We start from the raw sequence: 14,382 nt of genomic DNA on the forward strand, positions 1-14,382 counted from the left end.
GAGTCGTCGGGCGCAGCGTGCTGCTGCGCCCGACGTGCGGTCAGAGAAACTGCTCGGCGTGATGGCAGGCCACTTGGCGGCCATCGAGCGGGCGCAATAGCGGAAGTTCGCTCTGGCAGCGTTCGGTAGCGTAGGGGCAGCGCTTGTGGAAGGCGCAACCCGATGGCGGGTTCAGCGGGTTGGGCAGTTCACCGACGATCTTGATCTTCGGCTTGGCCGGATCCGGGTGGATGGTCGGCGTGGCCGACAGCAATGCCTTGGTGTACGGGTGCAGCGGGCGTTCGTAGATGCGCTCGCTGGGGCCGATCTCCGCCGGGCGGCCGAGGTACATGACCAGCACGTCGTCCGCTACGTGACGCACCACCGAGAGGTTGTGGGAGATGAACACGTAGCCGGTCTTGAACTCTTCCTGCAGGTCCATGAACAGGTTGAGCACCTGCGCCTGGATCGACACGTCCAGCGCCGAGGTCGGCTCATCGGCCACCAGCACCTTGGGGGTGAGCATCATGGCGCGGGCCAGGGCGATACGCTGGCGCTGGCCGCCGGAGAACATGTGCGGGTAGCGCTGATAGTGCTCGGGGCGCAGGCCCACCTGGCTCATCATCGCCTGGACTTTCTCACGACGCTCGAGACGTGACAGACCGGTATTGATGAGCAGTGGCTCTGCCAGCTGATCACCGATCTTCTGGCGTGGGTTGAGCGAGGCATAGGGGTTCTGGAAGACCATCTGCACGTCGCGACGCAGTTGCTTGCGCTTCTGGGCATTGGCGCCCGCGACTTCCTGGCCGGCGATCTGCAGCGAGCCCGAAGAGGGTTCTTCGATCAGTGTCAGGGCACGGGCCAGGGTGGATTTGCCGCAGCCGGATTCACCGACCACGGCCAGGGTCTTGCCAGCTTGCAGCTCGAAGGACACACCATTGAGCGCCTGCACCGTGGCACTGGGTTTGAACAGCCCCTGGGAAACGGTGTAGTGACGTGTCAGTTCGCGTGCGGTCAGGACGGTCGTCATCACGCCACCTCGGCATTCAGGTTGAGCGGGAAATGGCAGCGCACGGCGCCACGCTCGTGGGGTTCCAGGGCCGGGCGGCGGTCACGGCAGCTCTGCTGCACGTAAGGGCAGCGCGGCGACAGCAGGCAGCCATGCGGCCGGTCGTAGCGCCCGGGTACGATGCCGGGCAGGGTCGACAGGCGAGTGGCGCCCAGGCTGTGTTCGGGGATCGCCTTGATCAGCGCCTCGGTATACGGGTGGGTGGGCGCATCGAACAGCGCCGGCACCTGGCCCAGCTCCACCGCCTGGCCGGCGTACATCACGCAGACCCGGTTGGCGGTTTCGGCGACCACGGCCAGGTCGTGAGTGATCAGCACCAGGCCCATGTTCTGCTCGCGTTGCAGGTCGAGCAGCAGCTCCATGATCTGCGCCTGAATGGTCACGTCCAGGGCGGTGGTGGGTTCGTCGGCGATCAGCAGCTTGGGCTCGGCAGCGATCGCCATGGCGATCGCGACGCGCTGGCTCATGCCGCCGGACAGCTGGTGCGGGTAGGCCTCGAGGCGGCTCGCCGCCCCTGGAATCTCCACCCGCTCGAGCAGTTGCAGGGCTCGCTGACGAGCTGCCTTGCCCTTGAGGCCGAGGTGCTGGCGGAGTACTTCCTCGATCTGGAAACCCACGGTGAAGCTGGGGTTCAGCGCGGTCATCGGGTCCTGGAAGATCATCGACAGATCCTTGCCGACGATGTGGCGACGCTGGCGGCCCTTGAGGGTGAGCATGTCGGTACCGTCGAAGACCAGGCGGTCCGCGCGCACGATGCCGGGGGAGTCGATCAGGCCCATCAGCGCCATCATGGTCACCGACTTGCCGGAGCCGGACTCACCGACGATGGCCAGCACTTCGCCCTTGTCGACGCTCAGGTCGAGACCGTCGACCACCGGTACGGCGTTGGCGTCGCCGAAGCGCACGCTCAGGTTACGGATTTCCAGCAGGCTCATCGGGCGGCCTCCATCTGCAGGCGAGGCGCCTGGTGGATAGTGATGCGGAGGTTATTCATGATCGGCCTCCTCAGATCGCGTTCTTGAGCTTGGGATCCAGCGCATCGCGCAGGCCGTCGCCCATCAGGTTGATCGCCAGCACGCTGAGCAGAATCGCCAGCCCCGGCAGGGTCACGACCCACCAGGCGCGCTCGATGTAGTCGCGTGCGGAGGCCAGCATGGTGCCCCACTCGGGGGTTGGCGGTTGTACGCCAAGGCCGAGGAAGCCCAGTGCTGCGGCGTCGAGGATCGCCGAGGAGAAGCTCAGGGTCGCCTGCACGATCAGCGGTGCCATGCAGTTGGGCAGCACGGTGATGAACATCAGCCGTGGCAGGCTGGCGCCGGCCAGGCGTGCCGCGGTGACGTAGTCGCGGTTCAGCTCGCCCATCACCGCGGCGCGGGTCAGGCGCACGTAGGACGGCAGCGAGACGATGGCGATGGCGATCACGGTATTGATCAGCCCAGGGCCGAGGATGGCGACGATGGCGACCGCCAGCAGCAGCGACGGCAGAGCCAGCATGATGTCCATCAGACGCATGATCGACGGGCCCATCAGGCGCGGGAAGAAGCCCGCGACCAGGCCCAGCAGCAAACCGGGGATCAGCGAGATGACCACCGACGCGAGGCCGATCAGCAACGACAGGCGCGCACCGTGGATCAGCCGCGAAAGCAGGTCGCGGCCCACCTCGTCGGTACCCAGCAGGAACTGCCATTGTCCGCCTTCGAGCCAAACCGGCGGCGTCAGCAGGGCATCACGGAACTGCTCGCTGGGCGAGTAGGGGGCGATCCACGGCGCGAACAGCGCGCAGAACACGATCAGGATCATGAAGCCGAGACCGGCGACGGCACCCTTGTTGTGACTGAACGCGCTCCAGAATTCCTTCAGCGGCGAAGGGTAGACCAGGCTCTGGTCCAGGGACGTGGTGGTTGAAGTCATGGTTGTGCCTCGACCTTTGTGGGGGAACCGGGGCGCGTAGCCGACGCTTCACCCATCCATCGCTGCATGTTGTTCATGGTGGATGAAAAAAACGTCATCCACCCTACGGGTTGCCAGCAGTGCTGGTTCAGGGACATGGCAAGCTCCTTCATTAGCGCTGATGGCGGATACGTGGGTTAACGAGTCCATAGAGGATGTCGACCACGAAGTTGACCAGGATGACCAGGCAGGCGATCAGCAGGATGCCGTTCTGCACCACCGGGTAGTCACGGGCGCCGATCGACTCGATCAGCCATTTACCGATGCCCGGCCAGGAGAAGATGGTTTCGGTCAGTACCGCACCGGCCAGCAACGTGCCGACCTGCAGGCCGAATACCGTCAGCACCGGAATCAGTGCGTTGCGCAGGCCATGCACGAACACCACGCGACCCGGTGACAGGCCCTTGGCACGGGCGGTGCGCACATAGTCTTCGCGCAGCACTTCGAGCATCGCCGAGCGGGTCATGCGGGCGATCACCGCCAGCGGAATGGTGCCCAGCACGATGGCCGGCAGAATCAGGTGGCGCAGGGCATCGGCGAACGCGCCTTCCTCACCGGAAAGCAGGGTGTCGATGAGCATGAAACCGGTCACCGGCGCAATGTCGTAGAGCAGGTCGATACGCCCGGATACCGGTGTCCAGCCCAGCCATACCGAAAAGAACATGATCAGCAGCAGGCCCCACCAGAAGATCGGCATCGAGTAGCCGGTCAACGAGATGCCCATCACGCCGTGATCGAACAGAGAGCCGCGCTTCAGTGCCGCGATCACCCCGGCGATCAGCCCCAGGGTACCGGCGAACAGCAGGGCGGCCAGGGTCAGTTCCAGGGTGGCCGGGAACAGGGTGGTGAACTCGTCCCACACCGGGGTGCGGGTACGCAGCGATTCACCCAGATCACCTCGCGCCAGTTGGCTGATGTAGTCGAAGTACTGAGCGTACAGCGGCTTGTTCAGGCCCAGGCGCTCCATGGCTTCGGCGTGCATCTGCGGGTCGACCCGGCGTTCGCCCATCATCACTTCCACGGGGTCGCCGGGGATCATGCGAATCAGTGCGAAGGTCAGCAGGGTGACGCCAAAGAAGGTGGGAATCAGCAGGCCCAGGCGGCGCGCAATGAAACTCAGCATGGGGGTAGATAACTCCTAATCAGGGCGGTGTCGAACAGGCCGCTGAAAAATTGGCTGCCTCGCCAATGTTTTCAACGACCTGCCAGCAGCAGGGAATTCTGGCGATTCCTTCGCTTGTTTGCAGGTTAGCTGTTCGACCACGACGTTACCCGGGCGTTTTGCCCGGGTTCGCCGTTCGAGGACGGTGCGCGACGCTATCAGTCGTTGCTCACACCGATGAAGCTGTTACGACCGAAGGGGCTGATCTGGAAGCCTTTGACGCTGGTGCGCATCGGTTGGTAGACCGTGGAGTGGGCGATCGGGGTGATCGGCACTTCACGCTTGAGCACCACCTGGGCCTGGCGATACAGCTCGCTGCGCTGTTCCTGATCGGTGACGCGCTTGGCGGCGACCACCAGCTTGTCGTACTCGGCATCGCACCACTTGGAGAAGTTGTTGCCGTCTACCGAGGCGCAGCCGTACAGGGTGCCGAGCCAGTTGTCGGGGTCACCGTTGTCACCGGTCCAGCCGATCAGCATGGCGTCGTGCTCGCCGGCATGGGCGCGCTTGATGTATTCGCCCCACTCGTAGCTGACGATACGTGCCTTGATGCCGACCTTGGCCCAGTCGCTCTGCAGCATTTCGGCCATCAGACGGGCATTGGGGTTGTACGGGCGCTGTACGGGCATGGCCCACAAGGTGATCTCGGTGCCTTCCTTCACGCCGGCAGCCTTGAGCAGTTGCTTGGCCTTTTCCGGGTCGTAGGCGGCGTCCTTGATCGATTCGTCGTATGACCACTGGGTCGGTGGCATGCCGTTGACGGCCAACTGGCCGGCGCCCTGGTACACGGCGTCGATGATCGCTGACTTGTTCACCGCCATGTCCAGCGCCTGGCGCACTTCGAGCTTGTCGAATGGCGCGCGGGTGACGTTGTAGGCGATATAGCCGACGTTGTAGCCAGGCTCGGTCGGCACGTTGAGGTTCTTGTCCGCCTGCAGCGCCTTGAGGTCGGCTGGACGCGGGTTGAGGGTGACGTGACATTCACCGGCGCGCAGTTTCTGCGCACGTACCGAGGCATCGGTGTTGATCGAGAAGATCAGGTTGTCGATCTTCACCAGTTCGGGTGCCCAGTATTGCTTGTTGCCCTTGAAGCGGATCACCGCATCCTTCTGGTAGCGGCTGAACACGAACGGGCCAGTGCCGACAGGCTTCTGGTTGATGTCAGCGGCCTTGCCGGCCTTGAGCAACTGGTCGGCATACTCGGCCGAATGCACCGCCGCGAAGCTCATCGCCAGGTTCTGCACGAAGGCGGCGTCCACGGCGTTGAGGGTGAAGACCACGGTCTTGTCGTCGGTCTTCTCGACCTTGGCGATGTTCTTGTCCAGGCCCATGTCGGTGAAGTACGGGAACTCGCTGGGGTACGCCTTGCGGAACGGGTGGTTGCGATCGAGCATGCGCTGGAAGGTGAACAGCACGTCGTCGGCGTTGAAGTCGCGGGTCGGCTTGAAGTATTCGGTGGTGTGGAACTTGACCCCTTCGCGCAGATGGAAGGTGTAGGTCAGGCCGTCTTCGCTGATGTCCCACGAGCTGGCCAGGGAGGGCTGCGCCTTGGTGCCGCCACGCTCGAATTCCGCCAGGCGGTTGAAGATGGTTTCCGAAGCCGCATCGAAGTCGGTGCCGGTGGTGTACTGGCCCGGATCGAAACCGCCCGGGCTGCCCTCGGAGCAATACACCAGGTTACTGGCGTTTGCGAACGAAGCACTGGTGAGCAGTCCTGCGGTGAGCAGAGCCTTGCACAGGGGAGACATGCGCATGCGAACCTCTTTTTCTTTTTGTTCGCGCTTCGGTTCAGCGCGAGCTCGGAATGCGGTGAAAGCGGATAGCCCACCGGGTAAGTCTCGAAATTAAGTCATGCTGAAATTTCGGTCAACAAAAATTAAGCGGCACTAACATTGCGCATAATTGCCCTGAATTGGGGCGAAAATCACTCGATGGTGGGGCGGTCGTCGAAAAGTGCCATGGTGGTCATGGTCAGCACTTCGGCGGGGGCATCGGTGGCATTGGCGAGGCGATGCAGCTTGCCTGCATCGAAGTGCACCGAGTCACCCGGGCCGAGAATGTAGTCGCGGCCTTCGATGGTGTAGACGATCTGGCCAGCGAGCACGTAAGAGAATTCCACGCCTTCGTGGGCGATCAGTTCCGACTGGTAACCCACCGGGATATTCATCTTCACTGCGTTGATCGAGTTGCCGGGAAACGAGCTGGACAGGCGCTCGTAGGCCAGCAACTGGCCGCCCACGGTGTAGCGAACCCGCTCGCTGACGTGGGAGTCCGGCTGCGCCTGGGCCGGCTGATCGAACAGGGCGTTGAGCGGGATGTTCAGGGATTTGGCAATGCTCGCCAGGGATGAAATCGACACGCCGGTCAGATTGCGTTCTGCCTGAGACAGGAAGCTCGCGGTCAGGCCGGCGTCGGCCGCGACCTGATTGAGGGTCTTGCCGGCGGCCCGCCGGTAGCGGCGCAAGCGTTCGCCAATGCGATCTGCGGTCATGAAAGGGGCTCGCTGTTCGAATCGTCGCAGTATACCCATCAGACGCAGGGACTTCAGCCTGAACCTCCGGTGCTTTTTAAGTCTGACTGAAAAAGCCTTTGACCAAAATTTAAGTTGCACTTAAATTTTGCCGCAGCGAACTGCCGGGCGACGATGCCCGTTGCAGGCTCAAGAAGAGGATGCGCAGATGACACTGGGAGTGGGCGGCAGCACGCCGGAGCAGGCCTTGGCACGCCTGCAGGACATGACAGGCGGTACGTCGCCGATCAGCGAAGACGAGTACCGTGGCCGCATCGCACGCGCTCAGTCCTTGATGCGCGAGCAAGGTATCGCGGCGCTGTTCGTGTCCGCAGGCAGCAATCTGCAGTACTTCACCGGTGTGAAGTGGAACCCCAGCGAGCGCATGGTCGGGGCGATTCTGCCTGCCGACGGTGTACTCGAATACCTGGCTCCGACTTTCGAAGAAGGCACCGTGCTCGACTTCCAGGTCGTGCCCGGTGTGATCAATACCTGGGAAGAGCATGAGAGCCCCTACGCACTGCTGATCAGATGCTTGCGACGCCTGGGTGTTGCGCCCAATGATGGTGCGCCGCCTCGGGTAGGTCTTTGTTCTTCCTTGCCTTTTTTCATGTACGACGGCCTGCGCCAACTGACCGGCGGTTATCGTTTCGTCGATGCTGGCACCATCACCACGGCCTGCCGACAGCATAAGTCGGCGGCGGAAATCGCCTTGATGCAGCGCGCCAAGGACATGACCCTGGAAGTGCACAAGGCCGCTGCGAGCATCCTTCGCGAAGGCATCAGCACCACCGAAGTCGCCGAGTTCATCCGTCAGGCGCACCGCAAGGTCGGCGCGCCGGGCTCGATCTTCTGCATCGTGCTGTTCGGGCCGGCGAGCGCGTTTCCCCATGGGGTCAAGCATGCGCAGTACCTGAAGGACGGTGACATGGTGCTGATCGACACCGGCTGCCAGGTGCACAGCTACCTGTCGGACATCACCCGCAGCTACGTGTTCGGTACCCCCAGCGCGCGCCAGCGCGAGTTCTGGGACAAGGAGAAGGCTGCCCAGCAGGCCGCGTTCGAGGCCGCTACCCTGGGCGCGCCCTGTTCATCGGTGGACGCCGCAGCGCGCCGCAGCCTCGAGGCAGCCGGGCTTGGCCCTGGCTACAAGCTGCCGGGCCTGTCGCACCGCACCGGTCACGGCATCGGCCTGGACATCCACGAGGGTCCGTATCTGGTCGGTGGCGATGACACGCCGCTGGCCGAAGGCATGTGCTTCAGCAACGAGCCGATGATCTGCGTGCCCGGCGAGTTCGGCATTCGTCTGGAGGATCACTTCTACATGACCACTGACGGCCCGCGCTGGTTTACCCAGCCGAGCCATTCGGTAGACGACCCGTTCGGGTTGAGCGCGTAACCGCCAGTAGAAACGAAAACGCCCGGCCAATTGGCCGGGCGTTTTCATTCAGGCAGATGCGTTACTCGATGCTGACGCCGTAGAAGGAGTTGATCCCGAACGGGCTGATCTTGAAGTCCTTAACCCGGGTGCTCATCGGCTGGTACACCGTGGAGTGGGCGATCGGCGTGTTCTGCACATCGGCCTTGAGCAGGTGCTGGGCCTGCTTGTAAAGCACGGTACGCTCTTCACGATCGTTGATCGCCTTGGCCTTTTTCAGCAGCCCGTCGAACTCCTTGTTGCACAGGCGGCTGTAGTTGTTGCCACCGATGGCATCGCAGCCGTACAGCACGCTCAGCCAGTTGTCGGGGTCACCGTTGTCGCCAGTCCAACCGATCAGCAGCGCGTCATGCTCGCCGGCCTTGGCGCGCTTGTTGTACTCGCCCCACTCGTAGCTGACGATACGCGCCTTGATGCCGATCTTCGCCCAGTCGGCCTGGAGCATCTCGGCCATCAGCTTGGCGTTGGGGTTGTACGGGCGCTGCACGGGCATGGCCCACAGGGTGATCTCGGTGCCTTCCTTCACGCCAGCGGCCTTGAGCAGTTCCTTGGCCTTTTCCGGGTTGTAGGGTGTGTCCTTGATGGTGTCGTCATAGGACCACTGGGTCGGCGGCATCCCGTTCACTGCCACCTGGCCTGCGCCCTGGTAGACGGCGTTGATGATTGCCTGCTTGTTGACGGCCATGTCCATGGCCTGGCGCACTTCGAGCTTGTCGAACGGTTTGTGCTCGGTGTTGTAGGCCAGGTAGCCGACGTTGAAACCGGCCTGCTCGGGCATCTGCAGCTTGGGATCCTTCTTCAGCGTTTCGAGGTCCGCAGGGCGAGGGAATACGCTGACATGGCACTCACCGGCGCGCAGCTTCTGCATGCGCACGGACGGGTCGGTGTTGATGGCGAAGATCAGGTTGTCGATCTTCACGTCTTCGGGCTTCCAGTACTCCTTGTTGCCCTTGTAACGGATCTGCGCGTCCTTCTGGTATCGGCTGAACACGAACGGGCCGGTGCCGATGGGCTTCTGGTTGATGTCCGAGGCCTTGCCGGCCTTGAGCAGCTGGTCGGCGTATTCGGCGGAGTGAATCGACGCGAAGCTCATGGCCATGTTCTGGATGAAGGCTGCGTCAACGGTGGCCAGCGTGAAGCGCACCGTGTGATCGTCGACCTTCTCGAGCTTGGCGATGTTCTTGTCCATGCCCATGTCGGTGAAGTACGGGAACTCGGTGGGGTAGGCCTTGCGGAACGGGTGATCCTTGCTGAGCATGCGGTTGAAGGTGAACAGCACGTCGTCGGCGTTGAATTCGCGGCTCGGCTTGAAGTATTCGGTGGTGTGGAATTTCACCCCTTCGCGCAGGTGGAAGGTGTAGGTGAGGCCGTCATCGCTGATGTCCCACTTTTCCGCCAGGCCGGGGACCACGGCGGTGCCGCCGCGCTCGAACTGCGACAGGCGGTTGAATACGGTTTCCGCACCGGCATCGAAGTCGGTGCCGGTGGTGTAGAGCCCTGGGTCGAAGCCCGCAGGGCTGCCTTCGGAGCAGTACACCAGGTTACCGGCGGCCTGGGCGAAGGGGGCGCTGGCGATCAGGCCGGCGACGACAAAAGCCTGGATGAAGGCGTTCTTGTGCATGGTTACCTCATTGGTATTGTGTTTTTCGTGAGGGGTCTGCTGTGGGGAAAACAGGGCGTGTCAGATCGTGACCAGCCTGCCTTAACCCTAGACCTTGTTTTACGCTATGCACGGGATGTGCCGAAAACCAGGCGGGATGTGGCAATGAGGTTGCGACAGCGGTCGCAACCTCGAGATCGGGTGCGCCGAGCGGGCCCGGCGCGGGGATGGGCGTTCGATTACATCTGTACTTCGATCACGCCGTCAGCGCTGAGGGTCACCTGGCTGGTGCCCGCTTCGACTTCAGGCGTCACGCTGTCGCTGGAGAACGCGGAAGCCTTCATGGCTTCCATGCGCATCGGCGGGCGCACGAAGCCGCCACTGTTGAGGCCCAGGCTGACCAGCTTGTAGCTCTTGCCGCCCAGGGCTTCGGTGGTCAACTGCGCGCGCTCCTTGAAGGCCGCCACGGCGTCCTTGATCAGTGCGTCTTCCTCTTTCTTGCGCGTGGCATCGGCGATGCTGAAGCTCATGCCGCCCATCTTCAGGGTCTTGAGCATGTCGCCCGTGAGTTTCGAGAGGGCGGCGAAATCGGCGCTTTCCAGACGGATCTCGGCACGCTCGCGCCAGGCGCTGATTTCCTCACCTTTCTCGCTGTAGACCGGGTAGCTGTTGCGGCTGCCCTGGGAGACGGTCACGCCGTTCACGCCACGGGCCTGGGTCAGACCGGCATTGAGGGTGCGGGTGATCTCTGCGGCGAGAGCGGCTGGATCCTTCTGCTGGGCTTCGGTGTACAGGGTGACCTGCATCAGGTCATGGGCCACTTCATGGCTGACCTGGGTGCTCAGCGAGATCTGGTTGTAGCGTGGCTCGTCGGCCTGGGCAGTGACGCTGAACAGACCAGCGGTGGTGAGGGCCAGAGCGGTGGCGAGACGGGACAGTGGCTGCATGGCGGTTCCTTATCGGTGACGTGTACGGCCCATCGGCCGTGTTCATGAGGGTAGACGAGGCGACGTGGGGATTCGGGTTAAGCCCGGTCGAAAAAAATATCCGCCCCCTCTCTGACCTCGATTTCTGGCAGGTGACTTCTTTAATCCTCTACCTGGGCCGGCAATCATCGTACGACTGCGGCGCGTTGCCGCATCAGGCCGTTGGCGGGCTTGGTTATACTCGCCAGGCTCGCGATGAGCCTTGAGGAAATTTGATGCTCGCCCCCGTACAACTGCTCTCCGCCAGCCGCCAGAACCTGTGGCGGCTGACCCTGATTCGCTTTCTGGTGCTGGCGGCACAGGCCGGTTCGGTCGGCCTGGCCTACAAGTCCGAGCTGCTGCCGCTGCCGTGGATGCAGTTGAGCATCACCCTGGGCGCCTCTCTGGTGCTGTGCCTGCTTACGGCCATTCGCTTGCGTGGGCCCTGGCCGGTGACCGAGGCCGAGTACGGTATCCATCTGGGCTTCGACCTGATCATCCACAGTGTGCTGCTGTATTACTCGGGTGGCTCGGCCAACCCCTTCGTTTCCTATTACCTGGTGCCGCTGACCATCGCCGCCGCGACACTGCCGTGGCTGTTCACCATGATCCTCGGCGGTATGGCGCTGGCCTCCTACACCTTGCTGCTGATGTGGTCGCACCCGCTGCAACTGCCGGTCGGACCGCGGGAAAGTCTGCTGGTCTATGGCATGTGGCTGAGCTTCGCCCTGGCGGCGGGGTTGATCACCTTCTTCGTCGCCAAGATGGCCGAAGAACTGCGGCAGCAGGAAAAATTGCGGGCCGAACGCCGCGAGGAGGGCATGCGTGATCAGCAACTGCTGGCCGTGGCCACCCAGGCTGCCGGTGCCGCCCACGAGCTGGGTACGCCCCTGGCGACCATGAGCGTGCTGATCAAGGAACTGCGTCGCGAGCACCAGAACCCGCTGCTGCAGGAAGACCTGGCGCTGCTTCAGGAACAGGTCAAGTTGTGCAAGGAAACCCTCCAGCAACTGGTGCGCGCCGCCGAAGCGGATCGCCGTCAGGCAGTGGTGGAGATGTCCTCGGTGGCCTGGTTGGAAACCACCCTGAATCGCTGGCACCTGATGCGCCCCGAAGCCAGCTATCGTTACGAGTGCCTGGGGGTCGGCAAGCCGCCGCAATTGATGCCGCCTGCGGACCTGACCCAGGCGCTGCTCAACCTGCTCAACAATGCTGCCGATGCGTGCCCGGAGAATCTGGAAATCTGCCTGGACTGGGATCACCAGTGGGTGCGTCTGAGCATACGGGACTACGGTGCCGGTGTACCCTTGGCCATTGCCGAGCAACTGGGGCGGCCGTTCTTCACCACCAAAGGCAAGGGCAAGGGGTTCGGCCTCGGGCTGTTCCTCAGTCAGGCCAGCGTGACCCGCGCCGGCGGCACGGTGAAGCTGTATAACCATGAAGAAGGCGGCACGCTCACCGAGCTCAAGCTGCCAAGGGCTTACGTTCGGGCCTGAGTTAAGGAGTGATGTATGAGTGACGAAGCGCTGCTGGAAAGCGAAGAACAACCCCATCTGTTGCTGGTCGATGACGACCCCACCTTCACCCGGGTGATGGCGCGTGCCATGAGCAGCCGCGGCCTGCGTGTATCGACCGCTGCATCCGCCGAAGAAGGCCTGGCGCTCGCCACCCAGGACTTGCCGGATTACGCCGTGCTCGACCTGAAGATGGAAGGCGACTCCGGTCTGGTGCTGCTGCCCAAGCTGCTGGAGCTGGATGCCGAAATGCGCGTGGTGATCCTCACCGGCTATTCGAGCATCGCCACCGCGGTGGAAGCCATCAAGCGCGGCGCCTGCAACTACCTGTGCAAGCCGGCGGATGCCGACGACGTGCTCGCTGCACTGCTGACCCAGCATGCCGACCTCGACACCCTGGTGCCGGAGAACCCCATGTCGGTGGACCGCCTGCAGTGGGAGCACATCCAGCGCGTGCTGGCCGAGCACGAAGGCAACATCTCGGCCACTGCCCGCGCCCTTGGCATGCATCGCCGTACCCTGCAGCGCAAACTGCAGAAGCGCCCGGTTCGCCGATAACGCGGCCTCGAGCCACGCGCTGCGAGTAAGAGACGTTCGCTGGCTGAGCAGTGTCCCGCTGACGTCCAGCCCTTGGGCTGAGCGACGGTGGTGCTCGGTCGGGGCAGCGTCCGAATGCCCTGACAACAACGGGCCGTTTCTTGCCTTTCAAAGCTTGAAGCTTGCCGCTGCCTTTACGACTATCATTAGCACGCTATCAACGTGCCTGGGTTTTCAGGCACGTTGCCGTGCCACCTTCCTGCTTCCTGGACGCCCATGCTCGCCGTGCTTCAGCAAACCTTAGGCATCACTGCCCCGGTCTTCTCCATGCTGTTTCTCGGCGTGCTGCTCAAGCGCCTGCGCTGGATCGACGATGCCTTCATCGATACCGCGTCCTCTCTGGTGTTCCGCGGCACCATGCCGACCCTGCTGTTTCTCAGCATCATCGGTGCGGACCTCAACGCGGCGCTGCAGCCTGCACTGATCGGCTACTTCGTGTTCGCCACCCTGGTCGCCTTCGTCGTCGCCTGGGGCTGGGCCATCTGGCGTTGCCCGATGGCCGATCGCGGTATCTACACCCAGGGCGCGTTCCGCGGTAACAACGGCATCGTCGGCCTGGCACTGGCCACCAGCATGTATGGCGACTATGGCCTGTCGGTGGGCGCGGTGCTCGGTGGCGTGGTGATCCTCTGCTACAACGTGCTGTCGGCCATCGTCCTGGCGATCTACAGCCCGAACATGAAGGCCGACCCCTGGACACTGTGCAAGAGCATCTTCACCAACCCGCTGATCATCGGCGTACTCGCGGCCATCCCGTTCGCCTACTGGCAGATCCCGCTGCCGCACTGGATGCTGGTGTCCGGCGAATACTTCGCACAGATGACCCTGCCGCTGGCGCTGATCTGCATCGGCGGCACGCTGTCGCTGACCTCGCTGCGTGAAAGCAGTGGCGTGGCGATCGGGTCGAGCATGATGAAGATGGTCTGGCTGCCGCTTTTGTCGACGCTGGGAGCCTGGGCATTCGGCTTCCGTGGCGCCGACCTGGCGATCCTTTTCCTGTACTTCGCCAGCCCCACGGCTGCCGCCAGCTTCGTCATGGCCCGGGCGGTCAACGGCAACTACCAACTGGCGGCCGCGATCATCGTCATCACCACCCTGGCGGCGGTGGTCACCACCAACGTCGGGCTGTTGCTGTTGCAGTGGGCAGGATGGATCTAGCGCATCGATAGCGCCCCCCGTGTAGCTACCGCCTTGCCCATTGCCTCGCAAGCGCTCATTCGGCATCAACAGGCATCCCCGATTTCAGGCCGTGGGGTGGGCAATAACTGACGCTCATCCTGCGGGGCTGGTTGTCGGGTGGGCTTCAGCCCACCAATGGCGTGTTCAAATGGAGCCTGCGAGTTGGCCGGGTGGCGTGGATCTCACCTGCGTGGTCCGCTTCGCCCACCCGTTCACGAGAGCAAGGGCGGATTCAGCGCACCACCTGTTCGCATCGCCAACCCACGACTACCCGTCATCGATTCCGCCACTGTGATCCAGTGCCGATTCGCACGCTCCACGATTGTTAGTTGCGGGGTAACTGGTTAGCATCCTTGGCTAGCGTGTAACTTCATGTGACGGCCGCCTTGTCGCTCATGAGGTCACGGTGTCGCCTACTAT

12 protein-coding genes are annotated in these 14,382 nt (G+C 63.0%); 4 read left to right on the forward strand and 8 right to left on the reverse strand.

Annotated features, from left to right (window positions below; genetic code table 11):
- Nucleotides 1-40: 40 nt before the first annotated feature.
- From FHR27_RS25430 to FHR27_RS25455, 6 genes are all read right to left on the reverse strand, one after another.
- Nucleotides 41-1,009 carry a peptide ABC transporter ATP-binding protein gene (locus FHR27_RS25430; protein WP_179539901.1) on the reverse strand — a complete coding sequence of 323 codons (969 nt, stop codon included), beginning with the start codon at nt 1,007-1,009 and terminating at the stop codon, nt 41-43.
- Nucleotides 1,009-1,983 carry an ABC transporter ATP-binding protein gene (locus FHR27_RS25435; RefSeq protein WP_042554768.1) on the reverse strand — a complete coding sequence of 325 codons (975 nt, stop codon included), beginning with the start codon at nt 1,981-1,983 and terminating at the stop codon, nt 1,009-1,011. The genes FHR27_RS25430 and FHR27_RS25435 overlap by 1 nt, the downstream gene beginning before the upstream one ends.
- A 70-nt stretch (nt 1,984-2,053) precedes the next feature.
- A complete protein-coding gene (locus FHR27_RS25440; RefSeq protein ID WP_179539902.1) occupies nt 2,054-2,959 on the reverse strand; it encodes an ABC transporter permease subunit in 906 nt (301 codons plus the stop codon).
- A gap of 151 nt (nt 2,960-3,110) precedes the next feature.
- Nucleotides 3,111-4,121, reverse strand: a complete 1,011-nt coding sequence (locus FHR27_RS25445) for an ABC transporter permease subunit (protein ID WP_042554770.1) — start codon at nt 4,119-4,121, stop codon at nt 3,111-3,113.
- Nucleotides 4,122-4,318: 197 nt separating this feature from the next.
- Entirely contained in the window at nt 4,319-5,908 is a 1,590-nt protein-coding gene (locus FHR27_RS25450; RefSeq protein WP_373565167.1) for an ABC transporter substrate-binding protein, read from the reverse strand.
- 176 nt (nt 5,909-6,084) lie between these two features.
- Nucleotides 6,085-6,651 carry a cupin domain-containing protein gene (locus FHR27_RS25455; protein ID WP_042554772.1) on the reverse strand — a complete coding sequence of 189 codons (567 nt, stop codon included), beginning with the start codon at nt 6,649-6,651 and terminating at the stop codon, nt 6,085-6,087.
- Between the two features lie 187 nt (nt 6,652-6,838).
- Between FHR27_RS25455 and FHR27_RS25460 the strand changes: the two genes are divergently transcribed.
- A complete protein-coding gene (locus FHR27_RS25460; RefSeq protein WP_179539904.1) occupies nt 6,839-8,068 on the forward strand; it encodes a M24 family metallopeptidase in 1,230 nt (409 codons plus the stop codon).
- A gap of 61 nt (nt 8,069-8,129) precedes the next feature.
- Here the strand turns inward: FHR27_RS25460 and FHR27_RS25465 are convergent, their stop codons facing one another.
- The gene (locus FHR27_RS25465) at nt 8,130-9,728 is read right to left on the reverse strand and encodes an ABC transporter substrate-binding protein (protein ID WP_179539905.1); all 1,599 of its coding nucleotides are present in this window, start codon (nt 9,726-9,728) and stop codon (nt 8,130-8,132) included.
- A 218-nt stretch (nt 9,729-9,946) separates the two neighbouring features.
- The gene (locus FHR27_RS25470) at nt 9,947-10,654 is read right to left on the reverse strand and encodes an SIMPL domain-containing protein (RefSeq protein WP_179539906.1); all 708 of its coding nucleotides are present in this window, start codon (nt 10,652-10,654) and stop codon (nt 9,947-9,949) included.
- Between the two features lie 254 nt (nt 10,655-10,908).
- Here FHR27_RS25470 and FHR27_RS25475 point away from each other — a divergent pair, with 254 nt between their 5' ends.
- From FHR27_RS25475 to FHR27_RS25485, 3 genes are all read left to right on the forward strand, one after another.
- Entirely contained in the window at nt 10,909-12,168 is a 1,260-nt protein-coding gene (locus FHR27_RS25475) for an ATP-binding protein (RefSeq protein ID WP_042554776.1), read from the forward strand.
- A 15-nt stretch (nt 12,169-12,183) separates the two neighbouring features.
- Nucleotides 12,184-12,744: a response regulator transcription factor gene (locus tag FHR27_RS25480; protein ID WP_042554777.1), complete on the forward strand. Its 561-nt coding sequence runs from the start codon at nt 12,184-12,186 to the stop codon at nt 12,742-12,744.
- Between the two features lie 255 nt (nt 12,745-12,999).
- Nucleotides 13,000-13,941, forward strand: a complete 942-nt coding sequence (locus FHR27_RS25485) for an AEC family transporter (protein WP_042554778.1) — start codon at nt 13,000-13,002, stop codon at nt 13,939-13,941.
- Nucleotides 13,942-14,382: the final 441 nt, after the last annotated feature.

Source organism: Pseudomonas flavescens (assembly GCF_013408425.1).
GTDB classification, from domain to species: Bacteria; Pseudomonadota; Gammaproteobacteria; order Pseudomonadales; family Pseudomonadaceae; genus Aquipseudomonas; species Aquipseudomonas fulva_A.

Excerpts from the sequence above, each read along its gene's own strand:
- FHR27_RS25430 (WP_179539901.1), bottom strand. The coding sequence starts at position 1,009 with ATGACGACCGTCCTGACCGCACGCGAACTGACACGTCACTACACCGTT.
- FHR27_RS25435 (WP_042554768.1), bottom strand. The coding sequence starts at position 1,983 with ATGAGCCTGCTGGAAATCCGTAACCTGAGCGTGCGCTTCGGCGACGCC.
- FHR27_RS25440 (WP_179539902.1), bottom strand. The coding sequence starts at position 2,959 with ATGACTTCAACCACCACGTCCCTGGACCAGAGCCTGGTCTACCCTTCG.
- FHR27_RS25445 (WP_042554770.1), bottom strand. The coding sequence starts at position 4,121 with ATGCTGAGTTTCATTGCGCGCCGCCTGGGCCTGCTGATTCCCACCTTC.
- FHR27_RS25450 (WP_373565167.1), bottom strand. The coding sequence starts at position 5,908 with ATGTCTCCCCTGTGCAAGGCTCTGCTCACCGCAGGACTGCTCACCAGT.
- FHR27_RS25455 (WP_042554772.1), bottom strand. The coding sequence starts at position 6,651 with ATGACCGCAGATCGCATTGGCGAACGCTTGCGCCGCTACCGGCGGGCC.
- FHR27_RS25460 (WP_179539904.1), top strand. The coding sequence starts at position 6,839 with ATGACACTGGGAGTGGGCGGCAGCACGCCGGAGCAGGCCTTGGCACGC.
- FHR27_RS25465 (WP_179539905.1), bottom strand. The coding sequence starts at position 9,728 with ATGCACAAGAACGCCTTCATCCAGGCTTTTGTCGTCGCCGGCCTGATC.
- FHR27_RS25470 (WP_179539906.1), bottom strand. The coding sequence starts at position 10,654 with ATGCAGCCACTGTCCCGTCTCGCCACCGCTCTGGCCCTCACCACCGCT.
- FHR27_RS25475 (WP_042554776.1), top strand. The coding sequence starts at position 10,909 with ATGCTCGCCCCCGTACAACTGCTCTCCGCCAGCCGCCAGAACCTGTGG.
- FHR27_RS25480 (WP_042554777.1), top strand. The coding sequence starts at position 12,184 with ATGAGTGACGAAGCGCTGCTGGAAAGCGAAGAACAACCCCATCTGTTG.
- FHR27_RS25485 (WP_042554778.1), top strand. The coding sequence starts at position 13,000 with ATGCTCGCCGTGCTTCAGCAAACCTTAGGCATCACTGCCCCGGTCTTC.